The following is a 20552-nucleotide window of genomic DNA, read 5'->3' on the forward strand; positions in this document are numbered from 1 at the left end:
CACGCTGGTGGCCAGGCACCGCTCGAAGGACGTGGTGCTCTATCGCCAGGGCGACATCAACTTCATCGTCAACCGCGAACCCAACAGCCCGGCGGCCTACTTCGCGGCCGAGCACGGGCCTTCGGCCTGCGGGATGGCGTTTCGCGTCAGGGATTCGCACAAGGCCTACGCGCGGGCACTGGAACTCGGCGCACAGCCGATCGAGATCGCGACCGGCCCGATGGAACTTCGCCTGCCCGCCATCAAGGGCATCGGCGGTGCGCCGTTGTATCTCATCGACCGCTTCGAAGATGGCAAGTCGATCTACGACATCGACTTCGAATTCGTCGAAGGCGTCGAGCGGCATCCGGCCGGCCATGGCCTGAAGCTGATCGACCACCTCACGCACAACGTGTACCGTGGCCGCATGACCTTCTGGGCCGGCTTCTACGAGAAGCTCTTCAACTTCCGCGAGATCCGCTACTTCGACATCCAGGGCGAATACACGGGGCTTACCTCCAAGGCGCTGACCGCGCCCGACGGCAAGATCCGCATTCCTCTGAACGAGGAATCCTCCAAAGGCTCGGGCCAGATCGAGGAATACCTGATGAAGTTCAACGGCGAGGGCATCCAGCACATCGCGCTTCTCAGCGACAACCTGATCGACACCATCGACCAGCTTGGTCTCGCCGGCGTGCCGCTGATGACGGCACCCAACGACATCTACTACGAAATGCTGGAGACCCGCCTGCCGGGCCATGGCCAGCCCGTGGCGGAACTGCAGGCGCGCGGCATCCTGCTCGACGGCACCACCGAGGGCGGGCAGCCGCGACTATTGCTGCAGATCTTCTCGGAGACCGCGTTCGGGGGGCCGGTGTTCTTCGAATTCATCCAGCGCAAGGGCGACTACAGCGAGGGCTTTGGCGAAGGCAACTTCAAGGCGCTCTTCCAGTCGATCGAGCGCGACCAGGTGCGTCGCGGGGTGCTGAGCGCGGCATGATCTCGTTGTGATTCGTCTTCGAACTCGCGAGCGTGTACAGAAACGTTCCTTCGTCGGCGCGGTGCAGGTTCTCGCAGACCGCCTCTGACACTTCCGAGCGCGCGAGGCTCCGTGGACTTGCTGAATTCGCAGGCAAGCTCCAGCCGCCGTGTCAATCCGCGCAGTAGATACGGTGACCCCGGCTCGCGGCTCAGGCTTTCGCAACGCCGCGCGCCCGGGGCTTCGGCCTCAGATGCCGCGCCCTTCTCTTGCGCAGCCAGATCACGATGCCGGTCACCGACAGCGTCGCCACCATCAGCCCCATCAGCGACATCAGGATACGTCCCGGCAGCCCGAGGATGCGGCCCGAGTGCAGCGGGAACTGCAGCTGCACGAAAACGTCGGCGGCAGTGCCGTGCCAGGGCCGGTTCTCGCTCAGCACCCGGCCGTCCTGGCTGTCGATGTAGAGATTGCTCAGGCCCATGCCGCCCTGGCCCGCATCGCCGCCGGGCGGAAAGAAGGACACGTTGTAGAAGCCGCCGCGCCGCTCGTGGTAGATGCCGCCGAGCGGCGTGGTCCAGCCGCGGCGCCGGGCCTCCTCGCCGGCGATGCCGATCGCCTGCGCGAAATCGAGTCTGGCCGCAACGGTCTGCCCGAGCGGCGCGAACTGGCGCGTCTCGTACGGCCCGGGCGTGGTCTTCGACACCAGCGACAGCACCGGATAGAAGACCTCACGGTACAGGTTCAGCGAGAACGAGGTGAAGGCGATGACGAGGATCGGTATCCAGACCCAGAGGCCGCCGGCGCGGTGCAGGTCGAAGTTGAGCTTGTAGCCGCCGGCGCTCCAGCGCATCAGCCAGGAAGGCTTCCAGCGCGCCCACCAGGTCGCGGGCTTGCGGTGCGGCTGAGTCGGCGGGGTCGAGCGCGGCCGCAGCTGCCGCGGCGTCGTGAGGTAGAACGCGACGAAGCTGTCGAGGAGCCAGATCAGCGCCACGCCGCCCATGATCCAGTAGCCGATGCGCTCGGTGCCCCACAGCGCGGGGATGTGCAGGCTGTAGTGCACCGTGCGCAGGAAGGGCATCAGATTCTCGCGCGACAGCGACACCGCGGTGGTGTCGCGCCGTCCCATGATCCGGCCGCTGACCGGATCGACGTGGACGTTGTTGTAGTCGAGCGCGAAGGGCCTGCCGGTGGCCGGATCGATGCGCGGCTCGACGAAGAAGCCGGCGCTGTGGCCCGGCTCGAAGTTGAGCGAGACATAGGTGACCTCGGCGCGCGCATCGGCGGCTTCGACCCGTGCCGCCAGTTCCAGCGGATCCTTGAAGGGACCGCGGCTGTCCGTGCGGTAGAGGCTGCTGTTGAGCCATTCGTCGAGCTCGTGGTCCCATGAGGTCACCGTGCCGGTCAGGCCGGCAATGGTCAGGAAGACCGCGATCGCGAGGCCCACCCAGCGATGGACCACGGTCCAGAAAGCGCGCAGCACCGTTGAAACTCCCCTCGTCGGCGCGCCGTTCGAGACGTCCGTCAAAAGTCGATCGTGCCCGTCAGCACGAAGGTGCGCGGCGCGCCGAGCACCAGGTAGCTGGCGCCCGGATAGCCGCCTGCCGAGGCCCAGTAGGACTTGTCGAACAGGTTGTCGATGCGCCCGCGCAGCGTCAGCACGCGGCCGTTGCCGATGTCCATCAGGTAGCGTGCGCCGATGTCGAAGCGGTTCCAGCTCGGCACCGTCTGCGTGTTGGCCGCGTCCGCATACTGCGAGGCGGTGTAGATGAAGCGGCCGTTGACGGCCAGGCCGCGCACGCCCGGGATGTCCCACTCGGCGCCGAAGTTGAACTGCTGGCGCGGCACCCCGATCGCCTCCTTGCCGTCGAGCAGGCCGCCGGGGCTCGCGGTTTGTTCGGCGTTGAGCAGCGTCAGGCCGCCGAGCAGGCGCAGGCCATGCACCGGTTCGCCGTAGAGCAGGAACTCGGCGCCTCGATTGCGCTGTTCGCCGAAGGTGCCGTAGACCTGGTTCCGCACGAAGGCTTGCGGCTGGGTGATCTGGAACAGCGCGGCGCTGGCGCCCACGGTGCCGCTTTCGTACTTGACGCCGACCTCACCCTGCTGCGCAGTGAACGGCGCGAAGATCTCGCCGGCATTGAGCACCGGCAGGTTGTTGACCACCGCCGGAGCCACGCTGCCCTGTTGCAGCCCTTCGATGTAGTTGCCGTAGAGCGAGACCTCGGGCGTGACCTTGAACACCGCGCCGAACACCGGCGTCGTCTTCGACGCGTCGTAGTGGCTCTGCTCCAGGCCAGAGTTGTAGTCGTAGGTGGTCTGCTTGATGGTCTGGTAGCGCGCGCCGAGCGTGACCAGCAGCCGGTCCTGCATGAACGACATCGTGTCCGCCAGGGCGAAGCTGGAGGTCTGGACCTTGAGCGTCTGCATCGGGTCGTTGAGCAGGCCGCCGGTGAACAGGGTGGGCGGGGGAGGGAACAAGGTCGCAACCGGCGCGTAGATGTTGCTCAGGATGGTGGTGCCCGAGAGCCCGTAGGCATTGCGCTGGTCGTCGTTGTAGGCGGTTGCGCTGGCCACCAGGCTGTGCTGGACCGAGCCGGTCGCGAACTTTCCGCGCACGCCGATTTCGCCGGTGCTGACGTCGTCCTGGCGCGTGTTGTCGAAGCGAGATGCGGAGGTGGCGCCGAAGATGTTGGTCAAGGTCGGATTGGCAACCACGTTCGACTCGTCGCCATGGCGCAGGCCGCCGGCGGCATAGACCGTCCATTGGTCGTTGATGTCCAGTTCGCCGCGCACGGTGCCGAAGGTGTCGCGCTCGCTCGAAGTGGTCCAGGGCTGGGCGAAATTCTTCTGTGCGTCCGGCGCGGCCGGGATCGGCAGGCCGAAGCCGGGCGTGACGCTCGGGCGGCCCTGGGTCAGCGTGTAGTCCTGATAGCCGATGTCGGCCGAGATGCGCGCATTGCGGCTGCGCCAGTCAAGCCCGACGCTGGCGGCGGTCAGGTCGCGCTTTTCGTCGTCGATGCCGTCGTTGCCGCTGCGCTTGACCGCATTGACGCGGATGCCGGTGCTGTCGTCGGGCCCGAAGCGGCGCGAGATGTCAGCCGAGCCGGAGACTTCGCCGCCGCTCTGGACACCGAGGTTGAGGCGCGTCAGCGGCTCGTTCGATGCCCGCTTGGGCAGCAAGTTGATGGCACCGCCGAGTCCGCTGCCGCCCGGTGCGGCACCGTTCAGGAAGGCACTGGCGCCGCGGAACACTTCGACCCGTTCAAACAGTTCGGAGGCGATGTACTGGCGCGGCAGCATGCCGTAGAGGCCGTTGTAGCCGATGTCGTCCGAATAGACCGGGAAGCCGCGGATGACATACAGCTCCTGGAAGTTGCCGAAGCCGCGCGCTGTGCGCACCGTCGGGTCGTTGAGCAGCACGTCGGACACGCTCTGCGCCTGCATGTCCCGGATGAACTGGCTGGTGTAGCTGGTGCTCGAGAAGGACGAGTCCATCACGTCCTGGTTGCCCAGGATGCCGATGCGGCCGCCGCGCGCCACCTGGCCGCCGGCAAAGGGCGCCGTCAGGCCATCAGCAGAAGCGTCGGCACTGGCTTCGACGGTCACCGTGGCCAGTGAGCCGACCGGCACGGTGGAGGCTGCAGCCGCCGGCGCAGTCTGAGCCGAGGCCGTAAAGGCCTGCAGCACGGCCAAGGCACAGGCGACGGCGATCGGGCTCGGGAAGAAGCGGGTAGCGGGCATTGTTATGAATAGAAATGCAAATGACACTTATTATTATTAACTAAACCTGATCGCCAGTGCCTGCAAATGTGTCGTCGGGTGCCATCCGACCTGAACATCGGTTCCGCCGCAGTCGGACGAGCCGGGGATCGTCGCAGTGGCATCAATCGGTGGCGCGCGCCGGTGTCAGAGGCCGTGGGGCAGCGGCGCTTCCGCTTGCACGAGGCCTGCCTGTCGCAGCTCGCGCCAGAAGTCCTTCGGCACCGCCGCTTCAAGCGCAGCGCGGTCCTCCGCAATGCGACCCGGCCGGCTGGCCCCGGGGATGACTGCGGCCACCGCGGGGTGCGCCAGGGCGAATTGCAGTCCTGCCGCCTTCATCGGCACGTCGTGGCGATCCGCGATGGCCTTGATGGCCTGGACCTTGGCCAGGATCTCCGGCGTGGCGGGCGCGTATTCGAAGTTCGGCCCGCCCACCAGCGCGCCTGAGCTGTAGGGCCCGCCGACGACGATGCCGAGGCCGCGAGCCGCCACCTGCGGCATCACGCGCTGCAGCGCCCGCGCGTGGTCCAGCAGCGTGTAGCGGCCGGCGAGCAGGAAGCCGTCCGGACGCGGCCCTTCAAGCCCCAGCAGCAGCTCGATCGGCTCCACCCGGTTCACGCCCAGGCCCCAGGCACGGATCACGCCTTCGTCACGCAACCGGTCCAGCGCCTTGAAGGCGCCCTTGCGCGCCGTCTCGAACACGTCGAGCCAATCGTCGCCGTAGAAATCCTGGGCGACATCGTGCACCCAGGCGATGTCGATGCGGTCCGTCTTGAGTCGCTTCAGACTGTCTTCGATCGAGCGCAGGGTCGCGTCTTCCGAATAGTCGTTCACGATGCGGTTGGCGCGGCCATGCCTGAATACATCGCCCTTCTCGCCGAGGTCGCGAGCGTTGACGTCTTCCACTTCGTCCAGGATCAGGCGACCGACCTTGGTGCTGATGACGAACTCATCGCGAGCGCGGGCCGCCAGCCCCTCGCCCAGCCGGGCTTCCGCCAGGCCTGCGCCGTAGAACGGCGCGGTGTCGAAGAAGCGGATGCCGTCGTTCCACGCGGCGTCCACGGTGGCTCGCGCTTCCTCCTCTGGAATCGCGCGAAACATGTTGCCCAAAGGGGCCGTGCCGAATCCCAGCACGCCGGGAAGAAGGGTGTTCAATTTCATGGTGATCTCCTGTGAATGGCTGAATGATGGGCATCCACAAGAAATTGATCCAATGTATTTCTTCGATTCCAGATTTATTCTTGGCGATAATTCTGTATGCGATACGACCTCAACCTTCTGCCCATCTTCGTGGCCCTGCTCGAAGAGCGCAGCGTGACCCGCGCGGCGGATCGCCTGGGCATGACCCAATCGGCGCTGTCCAACGCACTGACGCGCCTGCGCACCGTGCTGCAGGACCCGCTGTTCATCCGGGAGCGTTACGGCATGCGACCGACGCCGAAGGCTGAGGCGCTGGCACCGGCGCTGACATCGGCACTGGCTGCGCTGGACACCGTGGTGCTCGGCCAGCAGGCCTTCGATCCGTCCCGCGCCGATCATCTGGTCACGATCGCGCCCAACAGCTACGTGGAGTTCGTGTTCGTGCCCGCCCTGGTGGCGCGGCTGCGCGTGCTCGCTCCGGGCATTCGCCTGCGCACATTGCCCTTCGGCGTCGATGTCGCCGCGACGGGGGTCACCTCCGGAACCACCGCGATCGTGCTCGGCCGCATCACTGATGCGCCCGACAACCTGGTCGTGCAGCACATTGCGGATGACGGCCTGGCCTGCGTGGTGCGGGCCGACCATCCGAAGGTCGGCTCCAAGATCACCAAGGCGCAATACGAGCGGATGAAGCACGTGAACCTGCTTCCGGCGGGAGGGCGCCTGCGCGCAGGGCTTTTCCAGGCACTGGAGCGGGGAGGGCTGAAGAGGGACGTCGCCGTGACAGTCACCCACTTCATGTCGATCCCCGAAATCGTGGCCGCCACCGACTACTGTGCGACGCTGCCGAAGCTGATTTGCCGGCGCCTGGCTGGCGATTCGAGGTTGAAGGTGCTGCCGGCGCCGGTCGATCTAGGCACCTTTCCGATGCAAATGGCCTGGCACGTGCGCTACCGCGAGGACCCTGCCCATGTCTGGTTGCGCAACCTGGTCGCGGATGTGGCTGCGTCACTGTGAGCGAAGCCCCTGCGCTGAGCGGAACGTCCGCGTGGCGGAAACCCGCGCTCAACGCCCCAGGGCCGCAGTCGCGGCGGGCGCGCTACATCCGCTCCCATGCGTGTCCGCCAGTCCTAGCGTTCGGCCCAGAGATCCCCGGCCGCGAAGCGCGTGAAAGACGCCTGGTTGGCCCCTTCTTTCAGGCGTTGATCGAATCCCGTTGCGATGCTCTGGCACGCAGCGATCGCACTCTCGGTGTAGAGGCCGGTTGCCGGCTCGAACACCAAAGTGTGGTTCGTTGCGTAGTAGGTGACGTCGAACTTGTCGGGCCCGATCTGCAAGGTTTGACTGATCTGGCCAGGCTTCGGCTGCAATCGAACGGCGCCGTGCTCCCCCTCGAGGTGGGAGATGAAGATGTCCCTCATGTCCGGTGAGACCGGAAGCAGGCGGTATGCCGCCGACTCGACGCTGCGGTCAGTGAGGAACCCGGTCCATGGCGCCTTCGGCACGGGTCGACGGGCGCTCAGTTGCTCGCTTCCGTCTGGTGCAAGAGTCCACGTGTAGTAGCGGTCGATCCACTGTGGCGTCATCTTCTGGAAGGCGTTGAGTCGCATGCCATCGCCGTCGAGGGCCACGATCTTGTGCTTCCCCTGCACGAAATCCACAACGATCAGCGATATGGCGGGTTTGTCACCCTCGTACCGCGTTCCTGCCATCACGAACTGGCTGCGCGCCGGCGAGAGTGCCCGCGCCCGCCCTGGCACCATCCCGTTTGCTCGATAGTCGTCCGAATAGATCTCCTGCGAACTGCGCTGCATCGGATCGGCATTCACCAGCGGATGAAAGGCACGCCTGGGAATGTCGAGCACACCTAGCTTGATCCCGCTGTTGTCGTAGAGGAGCAGCAGTTTGCCCTCGGTCAGGCTGCGCGACTCCTGCTCGGCCCCCGTTGCGGGTTCGAAGACAACGGAGCCCGGCGCACCATCGGCGCCGTCGAGCCATTGATAGCCCTTGAATCCCGCGGAGAGCAATCGAGTGACGACCGGCAAGCCCTGCGACTCGGTGACGAGAAAAGTGTCTCCGTTGGTGGCCACCAAGGCCGTCGTCTCCGCCGCCGTCCCAACGAAGTAAGCCTTGTCCAGGACCGCAACCGGCGGGCCCACCTTGCCACCGTCGGTGCGCGGCGTCGCGGCGAATGCGATCGTCTTGCCGTTGTGGCTGAGCTTGAAGGTGAAAACCCGGCGCGTCTGGAATGGACGCATGTCGGGCCCATGCGCTGACTCGCGGTGGCTCTCGACGGCGATTTCGAACGCCCCCGATTTGGCAGTGGTTCCATCGGCTGCCTGGGCGCATCCAAGCAGCGAGGCCGCACCCACGATCACCGCGACGAGAGATAGGAGCGCCCTGGAGCACCGCGCAAAAGCCTTGACCTGCATGGTTGGGGGTGGCCGCGAACGCGTGGCGGCGGGGATGAAGCTGCAATGGGCCGCAATTGTTGCGGCATCGGCCCCATCCCGCGCGGTGCATCCGGCCTAACGACGAGATAGGGCCCATGGCCTGCACGCCCGCTTGAGCCGGTCGACGGGATACCACTTTGGTCCGACCTGCATACACCGTGCATCTCTTCCCGACCACCGGAGAGTCCGGTGAGCCATTGACGCGCCCTCCAGGCTGGCTCCGTGCGCACTCTGGAATGACAAGCGGTGGGCTGCGGGAAGGAGGTCTGTGCCCCGCGCGGTGACCTTCGCCAGCGGGCGGGGGTGCTGGCATCGGCAGTTTCGCAAGCCATGCTCCAATCGGCCGCTTCAGCGCTCTGCGATGTAGTGCTGGGTCGTTACTGTCTCGCCTTCGCGCAAGAACACCCGTACGCGAGCTTCGGCTTCCTGATCGGCCAGCGTCGCTCGGGCGCGCTGATGAAGGTATTCGGCCCACGAAGAAACGATGAAGCGTTCGATATAGCGCGATGGGTCACCGAGGTCGCGATAGACGCGCCAGAGCGTGGCGCCGTCGCGCCGCCGCGAGGCGCGCAGTTGAGTCACGGCGTTCAGGAACTCATCGGCCTCGCCTGCACGGATGCAGTAGCAGATTTCCACCGACACCGGGCCGTCTCCCGGCAACGGCTGATTCTTGATCAGGAGATCGTTCCAGAGCGCGACGGGCGTGACCTCCTCCGAAGCGCCCATTCGCAACGGCAACCAGCGCGCGAGAAACACACCGCCAGCCATGACGACCGCCGCCATGCTCAGGGCGATCGCCAGCCCGGCGATGCCGGACACGGCACCCCAGAAGGCCGAGCCGAGGGCAAAGGAACCCAGTGCACTGAGCGTGTGCAGCGCCACGGCGCGTGAACGGACCCAGGGCGGCGCGCTGGACTGCGTCGCGGTATTGAAGGTGGCCATCACCGCCATCCAGGCTGCGCCGCCGATGGCCAGCGCCGCGAAGACGATGATCGGTATGTGCACGTACGCCGCGATGACCATCACGGCCGCGAAAATCATGCACCCCCATGCAACGAGGCGCTCGAGTCCGAGGCGCGCACGCAGTCGGCCGAGGACCAGGCCCGCAAGCACCGCGCCTGTCCCCAAACATCCCATAAGGAAACCGAAGCCGGTGGCGCCCAGATTCAATTGTTGCGACGCGATGGCCGGCAGCAAAGCCCACAGGGCCGAACCCGCACCGCTATAGGCCACGGTACGAAGCAACTGCGCCAGGATGACCGGCGAATATCTTGCATAGCGCAAACCGGCAAGGGTCCCGCTCCAGAGGCGCTCTGCCGGCAGCGGGGACTTCGGATGGGGAGCCGGGGGCCAGCGCCGCAGTGCTTGCATCATCACCAGGACGCTCATGGCGGCAACCACGAACACCCAGCCCGCGCCCCACCATGCAAACACGAAACCCGCGATCGACGGGCCCAACGCCCGTGCGCTGTTCCAGGCGATGGACATCGCCGTGATGGCTTGCGGCATGTCCTCGCGCGGCACGGTGTCGGCCAGGCTGGTGTTCCAGGCTGGCGACATCAACGCGGTGCAGCAGCCGGCGCAAAACGTGAACAGCAACAGGGTCCCAGGGCCCGCCCATCGCGCCAGTGCGAGCAGAGACAGGACGAGGACGATGGCCACCTGAACGGCGAGTGATCTCAGAATCAGCCTTCGCCGGTCCGTGATGTCTGCCAGCACGCCTGCGGGCAGCGCAAGCAGAAACATCGGCAGGAACACGGCGGTCTGTACGAGCGCCGCGAGGAAGGAGGAGCCGGTCAGTTCCACCATCAGCCATGAGGCCGCCATGACCTGCATGGCGTTCCCGGTGAAGTAGATGGCGCTCCCGCTCCATAGCCCGCGGAAAGCGGGCAGACGCAACGGGGACCAGATGGAATGAGATGCGACCGACATGGAAGGGTTTTCGCCCGATTATGGGTGGGGTGCTGGTCGTCTTGTCGCGGGCGCCGATGAGGGGCGGCGTTTGAATCCTGCTTGTTGACCGGTCGAACCGCCGGGAGTTCGAGCCAAACAGGCCGTATTGGGGCCAAGCGCTGGAATCGCGTGGCCAGGCTGAGGGCGACCATGCCCGTCAATCCGCGAGGCCGCCCACGCCGCTGGCCTAGAGAAGCCAATCCGACAATATCCGCAACGTCGGGCGCACGGGCGCTCGCGCGCGGCCAATGAGTATGCGACGCTCGATATTAGACACGCTCCAGGGTTCGCCGATAGAGTTCATGTCGGGTCCCATGGTCGAGTCCCCGCTGGCCGACGACAATGGACCGCCACGCCGGAACGCTGGGCCATGAGTTCGTCGTTCGCGAAGCTCCAGCCATGCCGCCAATCCGCGCGCGTTCGGCATGGAGCGCTTTTCTCTCGGTGGCGTTGTGCGGCGATAGCTTGGCGATCGCGCCCGGTGGCAGGTGTTCGACCAGTCGATCCTGGGAACGGCATAGTCCGTGCCGGGCCCGACTACTTTCACGTGCCGCGGCATGCGTGATGGGGCCGCTCGGGAGGCAGTGACCGCCGCTCCTAAGGTGGCAAAGGCCCTAGAGGCTGCTGCGAAGGCCACCAAAAAGGCCGCCGGCAGGGCGACTAAGTCGCAAGCTGCCCCCAAGACCTACAGCGCGGGAACGTCTGCCAGCGCTACCACCCGTGTATTGGCATCCGCCCTGTCGCGCGATCGACGGCACACATGCGCGCTACCTCCTCACGCCATATGCGTTTTCCGATGAAAGTTGCGCTCATTTCTTCGTTCCCAAACGTAGTCTGGCCATCGAAGAATCGGCGTCTTTCGTTGCCCTGGAGCGCACCGCATGTTGCACCGTCAATCCTTTCTTCGCCTCGCAGCCGCGTTTCTGCTGGCGCCCATCGTCGCCTCGGCGGCACCGGCTGCCGGCGAATCCGTGTGGTTCGGCGTCAGTGGCCCCCTGACCGGACAGAACGCGCAGTACGGCGCGCAGTGGAAGGCCGGCTTCGATCTTGCGCTGGAGGACGTCAATGCCAATGGCGGCATCAACGGCCGGCCCCTGGCCTACGTATTCGAGGACAGCCAGAGCGATCCTCGACAGGCCGTTGGCCTGGCGCAGAAATTCGTGAACGACAAGCGCATTCAGATTGAACTGGGCGACTTCTCCAGTCCGGCATCGATGGCTGCGTCGCCGATCTACCAGCGTGCAGGCCTCGTGCAGTTGGGCTTCACCAACTCGCACCCTGATTTCACGAAGGGCGGCGACTACGTCTGGAGTCCGTCCATCAGTCAGGCCGATGCGCAGCCGCTGCTGGCCGATCTTGCAGTCAAGACATTGGGATTCAAGCGCGTCGCGGTGCTGTTTCTCAACACCGATTGGGGCCGCACGAGCCGCGACGTGTTTGTGAAGGCTGCGGAAGCACGCGGTGCGGAAGTCGTCATCGCGGAAGGCTATCAGCCGGACGAGAAGGATTTCCGCTCGACGCTGGTGCGCGTTCGCGATGCCAAGCCGGACGGCCTGGTGCTGATCTCGTACTACCCGGACGGCGCACTCATCGCCGGACAGGTGCGCAACGTGGGCCTGACGCAACCCATTGCAGCGAGTGGCTCGGTCTATTCGCCCAAGTTCATCGAACTCGGCGGCGCCGCCGTGAACGGGATCTACACCAACACGGCATTCTTCCCGGACGAGCCGCGCGCCGAGGTGCAAGACTTCGTCAAGCGCTTCCGCGCGAAGTATGGCAAGGAGCCGGATGCCTTCAACGCCTATGCCTACGACGCCGTCGTCATCGCGGCGGCGGCCTTGCGTGAAGCGGGCCCGAATGGCGACCGCAAGGCAGTGCGCGATGCCTTCTACAAGATCAAGGACGTGCCGAGCGTGGTCTTCGGCAAGGCCAACTTCGATCCGCAGACGCGCCGCGTGATCGGCGTGAAAAGCGTCGACCTCGTCGTGAAGGACGGCAAGTGGGCGCTCGGCGACGCGAAGATCAAGGCGGCCGTCGCCTCTGTTCGTTGAGCGCGGAGCCTGTGGTCCTGATGCATTCCTCGTTCATTTCGTTCTTCGACTACACGGTCAACGGTCTGATCATCGGCAACATCTATGCGCTGCTGGCGGTCGGGCTGGCGCTGATCTTCGGCGTCTCGCACCTCATCAACTTCGCGCACGGGTCCGTCTACACGATCGGGGCCTACATCGGCTGGGCCTCGATCACCTTTCTGCGCACGCCGCTGCCGCTCACGATCGTGCTGGTGGTTCTGGGCTCGGGCGCGCTCGGCATGCTGATCGAGCGCGTCGGCCTGCGTCCGCTGCAGGGGGCCGCGCGCATCGCCCCGCTGCTCGCGACCATCGGCATCAGCTTCGTGCTCGACATCCTGGTGCAGCTCATCGCGAGCCCGGACCCGCGTTCGCTGCCGACGCAGTTGCCCGACTGGCGCTTGCATATCGGCACCGGCACCGTCGGTGCGCTGGACCTCCTGATCGCCGGCATCGGCCTGGGCAGCGCGGCACTTCTGTTCGGGTTCCTTCGCTTCACCAGGCTGGGTTGGGCGGTGCGCGCCACCGCGCAGGACCGGGACGCCGCGCAGCAGATGGGCGTCGATGTGAACCGCGTGAACCAGAGCGTGTTCGCCATCGCTTCCGCGCTGGGCGGCCTGTCAGGCCTGCTGGTGGGCATGTATTACAACAACATCAGCCCTGCCATGAGCTTCCAGGCCACGCTGAAGGGCGTCGTGGCGACGGTGGTCGGCGGTGTGGGGAACGTTCCGGGCGCCATCGTCGGCAGCATGCTGCTCGGCCTGACGGAGAGCTATGGCGTTGCCCTGTTCGGAACCCCCTACCGCAATCTCTTCGCCTTTGTCCTGCTGCTGCTGATCCTGGTGTGGAAGCCCAACGGGCTGTTCGGCCGCAAGCGCGTGTTGCCGCCGGAGCCGCTCACCGGGACTTTCATCGCTCCGAGCAAGCCCTGGCGCGTGCCGGCCTGGCTCCTGGCGGCGCTCTTCGTGGCGGCGGCGGTGCTGCCGCTCTTCGACCCGTCGCCCTACCTGCTGCAGACCCTGACCAACTCCTGGCTTTACGCGGCATTGGCGCTGAGCCTCACCCTGGTGGCCGGCACGATCGGCCAGATTTCCCTGGGGCACGCCGGCCTGCTCGCCATCGGCGCGTACGCGTCTTCGCTGCTCGTGCTCGATCTGCACCTGCCGGTGGGCACCAGCATCGTTCTTGCGGGACTCATGACCGCGGCGATCGGCACCGCGCTGATCTTTCCGGCATTCCGCCTGCGCGGGCACTATGTGTCGATCGCGACGCTGGGCATCGGCGAGATCGTGGCGCTCACCATCCTGAACTGGGAAAGCCTGACGCGCGGCCCCATCGGCGTCTCGGGAATTCCGCCGCTTTCGCTGTTCGGGCGGGACGCCTCTTCGAACAGTGCCTTCTACTGGGCCGCATTGGGCGGCATGGTGCTGCTTGCGCTGCTGCAGTGGCGGCTGCTGCGTTCGCATCTGGGGCGCACGTTCCGGGCGGTGCGCGAGGACGAGGTGGCGGCGCGCGCCTACGGCGTCAGCCCCGACCGCTACAAGGCGCTGGCCTTCGGCTTCGGCGGCTTCGCAGCCGGCATCAGCGGCGCCTTCACGGCGCACCTCTACTCCTACATCAACCACGAGACCTTCACGTCGCAGATCTCCATCCTCGCGTTGACGATGGTGATCCTCGGCGGCCTCGGCAACATCAGCGGTGCCTTGCTCGGTGCCGTGGCACTGGTCAGCTTGCCCGAGCTGTTCCGCATCACGGCCGAGTACCGCATGCTGATCTACGGCATCGCACTGCTGCTCCTCATCCGCTTCCGCCCGCAGGGATTGCTGGGCACCGTCTGAATCCATCACACAGGACACGCACCATGAGCCAACTCAACGACTACCTTGCCGAGAAGCGCGCCGCCGTGCTCGCGCGCAATGCCGCCATCGAGGCCGGCAGCGCACAGCCGCTCCAGCTCAAGGCCCATGTGCGCGCCGAAGGCCGCAGCGGCGTGCGCCGCCTGCGCATCCGGGATCACCAGGTCATCAGCGACAGCCCGCCCGATTTCGCGGGCTACAACCTCGGGCCGAGTTCGCCGGAACTGCAGCTCGGCGTGCTCGGCACCTGCGTCACGCACATCTTCCTGATCCAGGCCGCGGAGCGGCAAGTTCCGCTGGAAAGCCTCGAAGTCGAGGTGACCGGCATCATCGACCCGCGCGGCGGCAAGCCGGGGCACGAGCAGACGCCGATCTGGCCCCACGAGATCGGCTACACGGTGCACATCGATTCACCGGCGAGCCGCGAAGAGATCGATGCGCTGTTCGCGGCCGTCGAGCGCAATTGCCCGATCCTCAACCTGCTGCGCAATCCGCAGTCGATCCGTGCTGAGGTCAAGCTGGTCAATTCGAAGGCTGACGCCGCGAATGCCGGCCGGAAGGAAGCGGATGCCCTCGCTGCTTGAGATCGCCGGATTGACGCGACGCTTCGGCGGTCTCACCGCGGTCAATGCGGTCGACCTGCAGTTGGGCGAGGGCGAACTGGTCAGTGTGATCGGACCCAATGGCGCGGGCAAGACGACCCTGTTCAACCTCGTGACCGGCCTCGACCAGCCCGACGCGGGCTTGGTGCAATTCGATGGCGAGGAGATCACCGGCTGGCCGGCGACGCGGCTCGCGGAGCGCGGTCTCGCGCGAACCTTCCAGCACGGGCGTGTGTTCGCCAACCTCACGGTGCTCGACAACGTGCTGGTCGGCGCCCACACGCGGCTGCGCGCTGTGAAGCCGCGCATGGGGGGCGTGCCGGGCGTGGCGGCACTGGCCGAACTCGCACTGGCGTTGGTGCAGCCGCCCTCGGTCACGCGCGAGGAGGAAACACTGCGCGAAGAGGCGCTCGCGATCATCGCGCTCTTCGGCGAGCGGCTCGCGCCGCGCATCGACCATCCGGCGTACAGCCTCTCGTACGCGAACCGGCGCCGGGTGGAAATCGCACGTGCGCTGGCGTCGAAGCCACGCCTGCTTCTGCTCGACGAGCCCACGGCCGGCATGAACGAGAGCGAGACTGTCGAGATGCTCGAAATCATCCGCACGCTCAAGGCGCGCGGCCAGACCATCCTGTTGATCGAGCACAAGCTCGACCTCGTGATGCAGCTTTCGGATCGCGTCGTGGTGCTCGACGACGGCAGCAAGATCGCCGAAGGCCTGCCGGAAGCGGTGCGCAACGACGCGCGGGTGATCGAGGCCTACCTGGGTCATCGTCACGTCGGCAGCGCGCTGCCAGAGGCGGTGGCAGGATGAGCGCGCTCGCCTCGACGGTCGCCCGCACGGGTTTGGCGCCGACATCCGGTTGGGGCGGAAACCGGGACGAGGGCGCGTCTCTGCCGTCCGCCCGGTCGCAAGGCGAGGGCGGCCGGCACGCGCTGCTCGAACTGAAGCAGATCAACAGTTTCTACGGCCCCGTGCAGGCGCACTTCGATCTCGACCTCGAAGTGCGCCCCGGCCAGATCGTGAGCCTGCTCGGCGGCAACGCCAGCGGCAAGTCGACCACGATGAAGGTCGTGCTGGGGTTGCTCAAGCCGCGCTCGGGCCAGCTGCGTTTCGACGGGCAATCGATCCTCGGCCTCGGCACGCCCCAGGTGATCCGGCGCGGCATCGGTTCGGTGCCGGAGGCGCGCCGCCTGTTCCCGGCGATGACCGTGCGCGAGAACCTGCTCATGGGCGCCTACGCACGCAACGACCGCAAGGCCGTGTCGGAAGACCTCGGCCGCATGCTCGAACTCTTCCCGCGCGTGGCCGAACGCATCGATTTCCAGGCCGGCACCCTGTCGGGCGGCGAGCAGCAGATGGTGGCGATGGCGCGTGCGCTCATGGGCCGGCCCAAGCTGCTCTGCATGGACGAGCCGACGATGGGCCTGTCGCCGCTGTATGTGGACAAGGTGCTGGAACTCATCGCCCGCATCAACGGGCAGGGCGTCTCGGTCTTCATGGTCGAGCAGAACGCGAGCCTGGCGCTGCAGATCGCGCACTACGGCTATGTGCTGCAGACCGGGCGCATCGTGCTGCAGGGCTCCGCCAGGGAGCTGCTGGCCGACACGCGCATCCGCGACGCCTACCTCGGGGGCGGCGACGCTGCCCGCACCGCCTCCTGAAAGACCCGTCTCATGACACTTCAACTCGACCACATCGTCATTGCCGTCAACGACCTCGAAGCGAGCATCGACGACTACACGGCGCTCGGATTCAACGTGCAGCGCGGCGGCGACCATCCGGGGCGGGCGACGCACAACGCGCTGGTGGTCTTTGCCGACGGCAGCTACTTCGAGCTGATCGCGTGGAAGGCCCGGGCTCCCGGAGAACGCTGGTGGCAAGTCCTTCAGCGCCACGGCGAAGGCATCGTGGACTTCGCCCTGCTGCCGCAGAACACCGCCGAGACCGTGAAGGCAGCCGCCCGCCGCGGCCTCGTGCTGGACGGCCCGCTCGACGGCGGACGCGTGCGGCCCGATGGCGAGCGCCTGCGCTGGCAGACGGCGCGGCCGCCGTCACCGGATCTTCCCTTCCTGTGCGGCGACATCACGCCGCGCAACCTTCGCGTGCCGGAAGGCGATGCCCGCGTGCACCCCAATGGCGCCACGGGCGTGGCCAGCCTGTCGATCGCGGTGCGCGATCTCGATGCCACGCTGGCGCGCTACAGGGCGCTGCTCGGGGACCCGGAAGCGGCCGGTTCGGCTCGCGTCGGCGGCGCAGTCACATTGCCAGGGGGACGCTCGAGACTGGCGCTGATCGAGCTCGGCAACAGCACGCTGGTGCTTTCTTCGACGCGCGGCGCACAGGAACGTGAAGACCTGGAGGGCGAGGGCGCCGACCCGATCGGCGCGCGGCTCGCCCTGAACGGGGAAGGACCCTTCGCCGTCGTGCTTCGGACTTCGCTGGCCGGTGCGCCCCTGTCGCCAGACCTGGCGCGCACGCACGGCGCGAGCATCGAGTTCGACGGGCACGGCGAATCGCCACGCAGGCACGAGGCTTCGGCCCGTCCCGCCTTCCTTTGACGCCAGACGATCCGCAGTCCAGGAGACCTCCCATCTTGTCTTCGCCTTCTCTCGCCCCCGCGGCGGCGCCGACGAAAAGGCGCCTTGGCTTCTTCAGCCGTCTTCTCGACGACGCGCCGGCCGCCGAACGCTATCGGCTGGTCGCCGAGCAGATCGCCCATGCCGAGGCCTTCGGGTTCGATTCCGCCTGGGTGGCGCAACACCACTTCCACGAGGCCGAGGGCGGGCTGCCGTCACCTTTCGTCTTCCTGGCCCATGTGGCGGCGCGCACCCGTCGGATTCGCCTGGGCACGGGCGTCGTGACGCTTCCGCTGGAGAACGCCGTGCGCGTCGCCGAGGATGCGGTGGTGTTCGACCTGATGTCGGGCGGTCGACTCGAATTCGGCGTCGGAACCGGCGGAACGCCTTCGTCCTTCACTGCATTCGGACTTTCGAGCGAGGCGCGTGCGGAAGTCTTCGCGCGCCACCTGGCGCTGGTGCGCGACGCATGGGCCGGACGCCCGTTGCCCGGTGGCGACCATCTCTATCCCTCGTCCCCGCAGTTGCTCGACCGGGTCTGGCAGGCGACCTTTTCCGAGGGTGGCGGCATTCGGGCGGGGGAGGCCGGTGACGGGCTGATGCTTTCGCGCACCCAGCCTCGGCCCGGCGCTGACCCTCGCGCATCGCTGGCCGAACTCCAGGATCCCATCATCGACGCGTATCTCGAACGGCTGCCCGCAGGCCGCGCGCCGCGCATCATGGGCTCCCGCTCGGTGTTCGTCGCCGACGACCGTGCAGAGGCGCTTCGGCTGGCCGAGCGCGGCCTGCGCCGCAGCGTCGCGCGCTTCGGCGACCCGAGCCGTCCCGGCGCGGACGCCTCGCTGCAAGAGCTGATTGCCGGCTACGACGTCCACGTCGGCACCGTCGAAGACGTCATCGCCTCGCTCAGCGCCGACCGCGTGCTCGATCGGGTGACCGACATCGTGTTCCAGGTGCATTCGGTCGATCCGCCGCATCCACTCATTCTTCGCTCCATCGAACTCATCGCCACCCGGGTCGCACCGGCCCTTGGCTGGTCGCGGCAGGAGCCGTCACCAGCAGCCCACAAACCAACCCAAGCGCTTGCCGCATGACCACCCACACAACGACACCCGACGTGATCGACCAGCTGTCCGGCATCGCGCCGGGCCATCCGCTCGACGCGATACGCGCAGGGCGCGCGCAAGCGCGCATCCACAGTCAGCAAAGCTACCTGGCCTTGTTCGAGCCTCGGTTGCTCGCCGCGGGCGACTTCACCTCGGAGGAGCGATTCGCGATCGCCACTTTCGTGACGGCCGTGCAGGGGCAGGCGCAGGCCAGCTGCTTCTACGCGGGCGGCGTCACCCGGCAGGATGCCTCACGGCGCTTGACCGATGCCCTGGCCGTCGAGGCCGCAGCCGGTACTGCCGCGGGGCCCTACGGCCGGTTCCCGGCGGGAACGTTGAGCAGGGAGGACGCGCCGGGGCCGTCCTGGCGGGTCAGCGACGCGGGGAGGACCATCCTCGGAGCGCGCCTGTCTGCCGCGCTGGAGCATGCGCACCTTCTCGTGTTCCATCCGAGGGATGCCGGCGCGCAGGACTTGCAGGCCCTGCTCGATGCAGGCTGGTCTCCGACGGACATCGTGACCTTGTCGCAACTTGTGGCGTTCCTCGCGTTCCAGGTGCGCGTGGTGACGGGCCTCCAGGTGCTGGCGGACCATCCGGCCCCAGTGGTTTCGAAGCAGGAGCCGTTGGCATCATGACGCTCGCGACATTGAAACACCCGGGCAACATCGCGCCCAACGCGTTCACGCAGGACGAGCTCGATTGGCTTCCGTGGCTGCCGCCGCTGCCCGAGACTGAACTGACCGACCGGCATTGGGCGGGGCTGGTGGACGCTTCTCGCGCGAAGTCGCCGTACTTCATGCTGCTGGCGCGCGACCCGGACATTCTCGGTGCCCGAACGCGCACCGACAAGGACATCTTCTACAACCCGGAAGCGGGCCTGCCGCGCGCCGAACGCGAACTGGCCGCCGCCGCGACCTCGCGGCACAACGGTTGCATCTATTGCGCATCGGTGCATGCGCGCTTCGCGTCGCACTTCTCCGGTCGCAGGGGCGACGTGCAGCGCTTGCTGGAGCAAGGCGTGGGCACCGGAATCGACGAACGCTGGGACGCGATCGTCGAGGCGTCGGTGGCATTGACGTCGACACCGATCGCCTTCGGTCCGGCCCATGTGGCGCGGCTGCGTGCAGCAGGCCTGGACGATCTCGCGATCTCGGACGTCATCCATGGCGCCGCATTCTTCAACTGGGCGAACCGGCTCATGCTCTCGCTTGGAGAGCCTGCAGCAAGGAGCGCACCTCGTTCCTGAAGCCGCATATGCGGAATCCCGATACCGAAGGAACAAGACATTCGTTGGGGCCGCTCGTGGGGCTCCACACAATCGATTCGTTCATCATCTTTCTGGAGCCGTCATGACGACCTTGCGACTCGGCGACACCGCCCCCAATTTCACCCAGGACTCCAGCGAAGGCGAGATCGACTTCTACCGCTGGGCCGGCGACTCGTGGGTGGTGCTGTTCTCGCACCCCGCCGATTTCACGCCCGTGTGCACCACCGAACTCGGCAAGACCGCGGCTTTGTCGGGCGAGTTCGCCCGGCGCGGCGTGAAGCCGATCGCGGTCAGCATCGATCCGGCGGACAAGCACAAGCAATGGATCGGTGACATCAACGAGACGCAGAACACCACCGTCGACTTTCCAATCCTGGCCGACCCCGACCGCAAGGTGGCCGACCTCTACGACCTGATCCACCCGAACGCCTCGACCACGGCCACCGTCCGCAGCGTCTTCGTGATCGATCCGAAAAAGGTGATCCGCACCACCATCACCTATCCGGCGAGCACCGGGCGCAACTTCGACGAGATCCTGCGCGTGATCGACTCGCTGCAACTGACCGACAGCCACAAGGTGGCCACGCCGGTGAACTGGAAGGACGGCGACGACGTCGTGATCCTCCCGAGCCTGCAGGACCCGGCCGAGCTGGCCGAGCGCTTTCCGAAGGGCTTCAAGGCGATCCGGTCCTACCTGCGCATCACGCCGCAGCCGAACCGCTAGCCGTCCGGCAGCGAAGGGAACATGATCTCGCTGGCCGCACGCTGCGCTTCCTCGGCTCGCTTGGCTCCCAAGCTTCTAGCGCCTT

At 66.6% G+C, this 20552-nt stretch carries 17 protein-coding genes; 12 read left to right on the plus strand and 5 right to left on the minus strand.

All coding sequences use genetic code 11. From position 1 onward, the window contains the following. Positions 1-979, plus strand: a 979-nt coding sequence (hppD, locus tag AC1DF3_RS26270; protein WP_478141361.1) for a 4-hydroxyphenylpyruvate dioxygenase, incomplete at its 5' end; no start/stop codon positions are given. 190 nt (positions 980-1169) lie between these two features. Here hppD and AC1DF3_RS26275 read toward each other — a convergent pair. From AC1DF3_RS26275 to AC1DF3_RS26285, 3 genes are all read right to left on the minus strand, one after another. Then, positions 1170-2438 carry a PepSY-associated TM helix domain-containing protein gene (locus AC1DF3_RS26275; protein ID WP_478141411.1) on the minus strand — a complete coding sequence of 423 codons (1269 nt, stop codon included), beginning with the start codon at positions 2436-2438 and terminating at the stop codon, positions 1170-1172. Positions 2439-2482: 44 nt separating this feature from the next. Further along, positions 2483-4699, minus strand: a complete 2217-nt coding sequence (locus AC1DF3_RS26280; RefSeq protein WP_478141362.1) for a TonB-dependent receptor — start codon at positions 4697-4699, stop codon at positions 2483-2485. Between the two features lie 165 nt (positions 4700-4864). Continuing rightward, complete coding sequence (locus AC1DF3_RS26285) at positions 4865-5878, minus strand: aldo/keto reductase (protein ID WP_286536886.1); 1014 nt, start codon at positions 5876-5878, stop codon at positions 4865-4867. Positions 5879-5974: 96 nt separating this feature from the next. Here AC1DF3_RS26285 and AC1DF3_RS26290 point away from each other — a divergent pair, with 96 nt between their 5' ends. Next, on the plus strand, positions 5975-6874 hold the full coding sequence (locus tag AC1DF3_RS26290; protein WP_286536887.1) for a LysR family transcriptional regulator: 900 nt from the start codon (positions 5975-5977) through the stop codon (positions 6872-6874). A 113-nt stretch (positions 6875-6987) separates the two neighbouring features. On the opposite strand, the gene AC1DF3_RS26295 is transcribed toward AC1DF3_RS26290, so the two are convergent. Then, the gene (locus tag AC1DF3_RS26295; protein WP_478141363.1) at positions 6988-8289 is read right to left on the minus strand and encodes a hypothetical protein; all 1302 of its coding nucleotides are present in this window, start codon (positions 8287-8289) and stop codon (positions 6988-6990) included. A gap of 369 nt (positions 8290-8658) precedes the next feature. Further along, positions 8659-10242, minus strand: coding sequence for an MFS transporter (locus tag AC1DF3_RS26300; protein ID WP_286536889.1), 1584 nt, complete (start codon positions 10240-10242; stop codon positions 8659-8661). Positions 10243-11144: 902 nt separating this feature from the next. Here AC1DF3_RS26300 and AC1DF3_RS26305 point away from each other — a divergent pair. The 10 genes from AC1DF3_RS26305 (at position 11145) to AC1DF3_RS26350 (ending at position 20467) form a co-directional block, all read left to right on the plus strand. Next, on the plus strand, positions 11145-12314 hold the full coding sequence (locus tag AC1DF3_RS26305) for an ABC transporter substrate-binding protein (protein ID WP_286536890.1): 1170 nt from the start codon (positions 11145-11147) through the stop codon (positions 12312-12314). Between the two features lie 20 nt (positions 12315-12334). Further along, positions 12335-14170 carry an ABC transporter permease gene (locus AC1DF3_RS26310; protein WP_478141364.1) on the plus strand — a complete coding sequence of 612 codons (1836 nt, stop codon included), beginning with the start codon at positions 12335-12337 and terminating at the stop codon, positions 14168-14170. A 23-nt stretch (positions 14171-14193) separates the two neighbouring features. Continuing rightward, positions 14194-14772 carry an OsmC family protein gene (locus tag AC1DF3_RS26315; RefSeq protein ID WP_286536892.1) on the plus strand — a complete coding sequence of 193 codons (579 nt, stop codon included), beginning with the start codon at positions 14194-14196 and terminating at the stop codon, positions 14770-14772. Continuing rightward, on the plus strand, positions 14756-15604 hold the full coding sequence (locus tag AC1DF3_RS26320) for an ABC transporter ATP-binding protein (RefSeq protein ID WP_478141365.1): 849 nt from the start codon (positions 14756-14758) through the stop codon (positions 15602-15604). Before AC1DF3_RS26315 ends, AC1DF3_RS26320 begins: the two co-directional genes overlap by 17 nt. Further along, complete coding sequence (locus AC1DF3_RS26325) at positions 15601-16455, plus strand: ABC transporter ATP-binding protein (RefSeq protein ID WP_478141366.1); 855 nt, start codon at positions 15601-15603, stop codon at positions 16453-16455. Before AC1DF3_RS26320 ends, AC1DF3_RS26325 begins: the two co-directional genes overlap by 4 nt. Before the next feature lie 12 nt (positions 16456-16467). Then, positions 16468-17352 carry a VOC family protein gene (locus AC1DF3_RS26330; protein ID WP_478141367.1) on the plus strand — a complete coding sequence of 295 codons (885 nt, stop codon included), beginning with the start codon at positions 16468-16470 and terminating at the stop codon, positions 17350-17352. A gap of 35 nt (positions 17353-17387) precedes the next feature. Beyond that, positions 17388-18464, plus strand: a complete 1077-nt coding sequence (locus AC1DF3_RS26335; RefSeq protein WP_478141368.1) for a putative FMN-dependent luciferase-like monooxygenase — start codon at positions 17388-17390, stop codon at positions 18462-18464. Beyond that, a complete protein-coding gene (locus AC1DF3_RS26340) occupies positions 18461-19111 on the plus strand; it encodes a CMD domain protein (protein ID WP_478141369.1) in 651 nt (216 codons plus the stop codon). Before AC1DF3_RS26335 ends, AC1DF3_RS26340 begins: the two co-directional genes overlap by 4 nt. After that, positions 19108-19722 carry an alkylhydroperoxidase domain protein gene (locus AC1DF3_RS26345; protein ID WP_478141370.1) on the plus strand — a complete coding sequence of 205 codons (615 nt, stop codon included), beginning with the start codon at positions 19108-19110 and terminating at the stop codon, positions 19720-19722. Before AC1DF3_RS26340 ends, AC1DF3_RS26345 begins: the two co-directional genes overlap by 4 nt. A 103-nt stretch (positions 19723-19825) precedes the next feature. Then, positions 19826-20467, plus strand: coding sequence for a peroxiredoxin (locus AC1DF3_RS26350; RefSeq protein ID WP_478141371.1), 642 nt, complete (start codon positions 19826-19828; stop codon positions 20465-20467). The last annotated feature ends 85 nt before the right edge of the window (positions 20468-20552 follow it).

The sequence above is a fragment of the Variovorax sp. 10N432 genome, assembly GCF_056394465.1.

What these genes read in the sequence shown, in the direction of transcription:
- AC1DF3_RS26280 (WP_478141362.1), bottom strand. Translation starts at nt 4,699, where the DNA reads ATGCCCGCTACCCGCTTCTTCCCGAGCCCGATCGCCGTCGCCTGTGCC.
- AC1DF3_RS26285 (WP_286536886.1), bottom strand. Translation starts at nt 5,878, where the DNA reads ATGAAATTGAACACCCTTCTTCCCGGCGTGCTGGGATTCGGCACGGCC.
- AC1DF3_RS26290 (WP_286536887.1), top strand. Translation starts at nt 5,975, where the DNA reads ATGCGATACGACCTCAACCTTCTGCCCATCTTCGTGGCCCTGCTCGAA.
- AC1DF3_RS26295 (WP_478141363.1), bottom strand. Translation starts at nt 8,289, where the DNA reads ATGCAGGTCAAGGCTTTTGCGCGGTGCTCCAGGGCGCTCCTATCTCTC.
- AC1DF3_RS26300 (WP_286536889.1), bottom strand. Translation starts at nt 10,242, where the DNA reads ATGTCGGTCGCATCTCATTCCATCTGGTCCCCGTTGCGTCTGCCCGCT.
- AC1DF3_RS26305 (WP_286536890.1), top strand. Translation starts at nt 11,145, where the DNA reads ATGTTGCACCGTCAATCCTTTCTTCGCCTCGCAGCCGCGTTTCTGCTG.
- AC1DF3_RS26310 (WP_478141364.1), top strand. Translation starts at nt 12,335, where the DNA reads ATGCATTCCTCGTTCATTTCGTTCTTCGACTACACGGTCAACGGTCTG.
- AC1DF3_RS26315 (WP_286536892.1), top strand. Translation starts at nt 14,194, where the DNA reads ATGAGCCAACTCAACGACTACCTTGCCGAGAAGCGCGCCGCCGTGCTC.
- AC1DF3_RS26320 (WP_478141365.1), top strand. Translation starts at nt 14,756, where the DNA reads ATGCCCTCGCTGCTTGAGATCGCCGGATTGACGCGACGCTTCGGCGGT.
- AC1DF3_RS26325 (WP_478141366.1), top strand. Translation starts at nt 15,601, where the DNA reads ATGAGCGCGCTCGCCTCGACGGTCGCCCGCACGGGTTTGGCGCCGACA.
- AC1DF3_RS26330 (WP_478141367.1), top strand. Translation starts at nt 16,468, where the DNA reads ATGACACTTCAACTCGACCACATCGTCATTGCCGTCAACGACCTCGAA.
- AC1DF3_RS26340 (WP_478141369.1), top strand. Translation starts at nt 18,461, where the DNA reads ATGACCACCCACACAACGACACCCGACGTGATCGACCAGCTGTCCGGC.
- AC1DF3_RS26345 (WP_478141370.1), top strand. Translation starts at nt 19,108, where the DNA reads ATGACGCTCGCGACATTGAAACACCCGGGCAACATCGCGCCCAACGCG.
- AC1DF3_RS26350 (WP_478141371.1), top strand. Translation starts at nt 19,826, where the DNA reads ATGACGACCTTGCGACTCGGCGACACCGCCCCCAATTTCACCCAGGAC.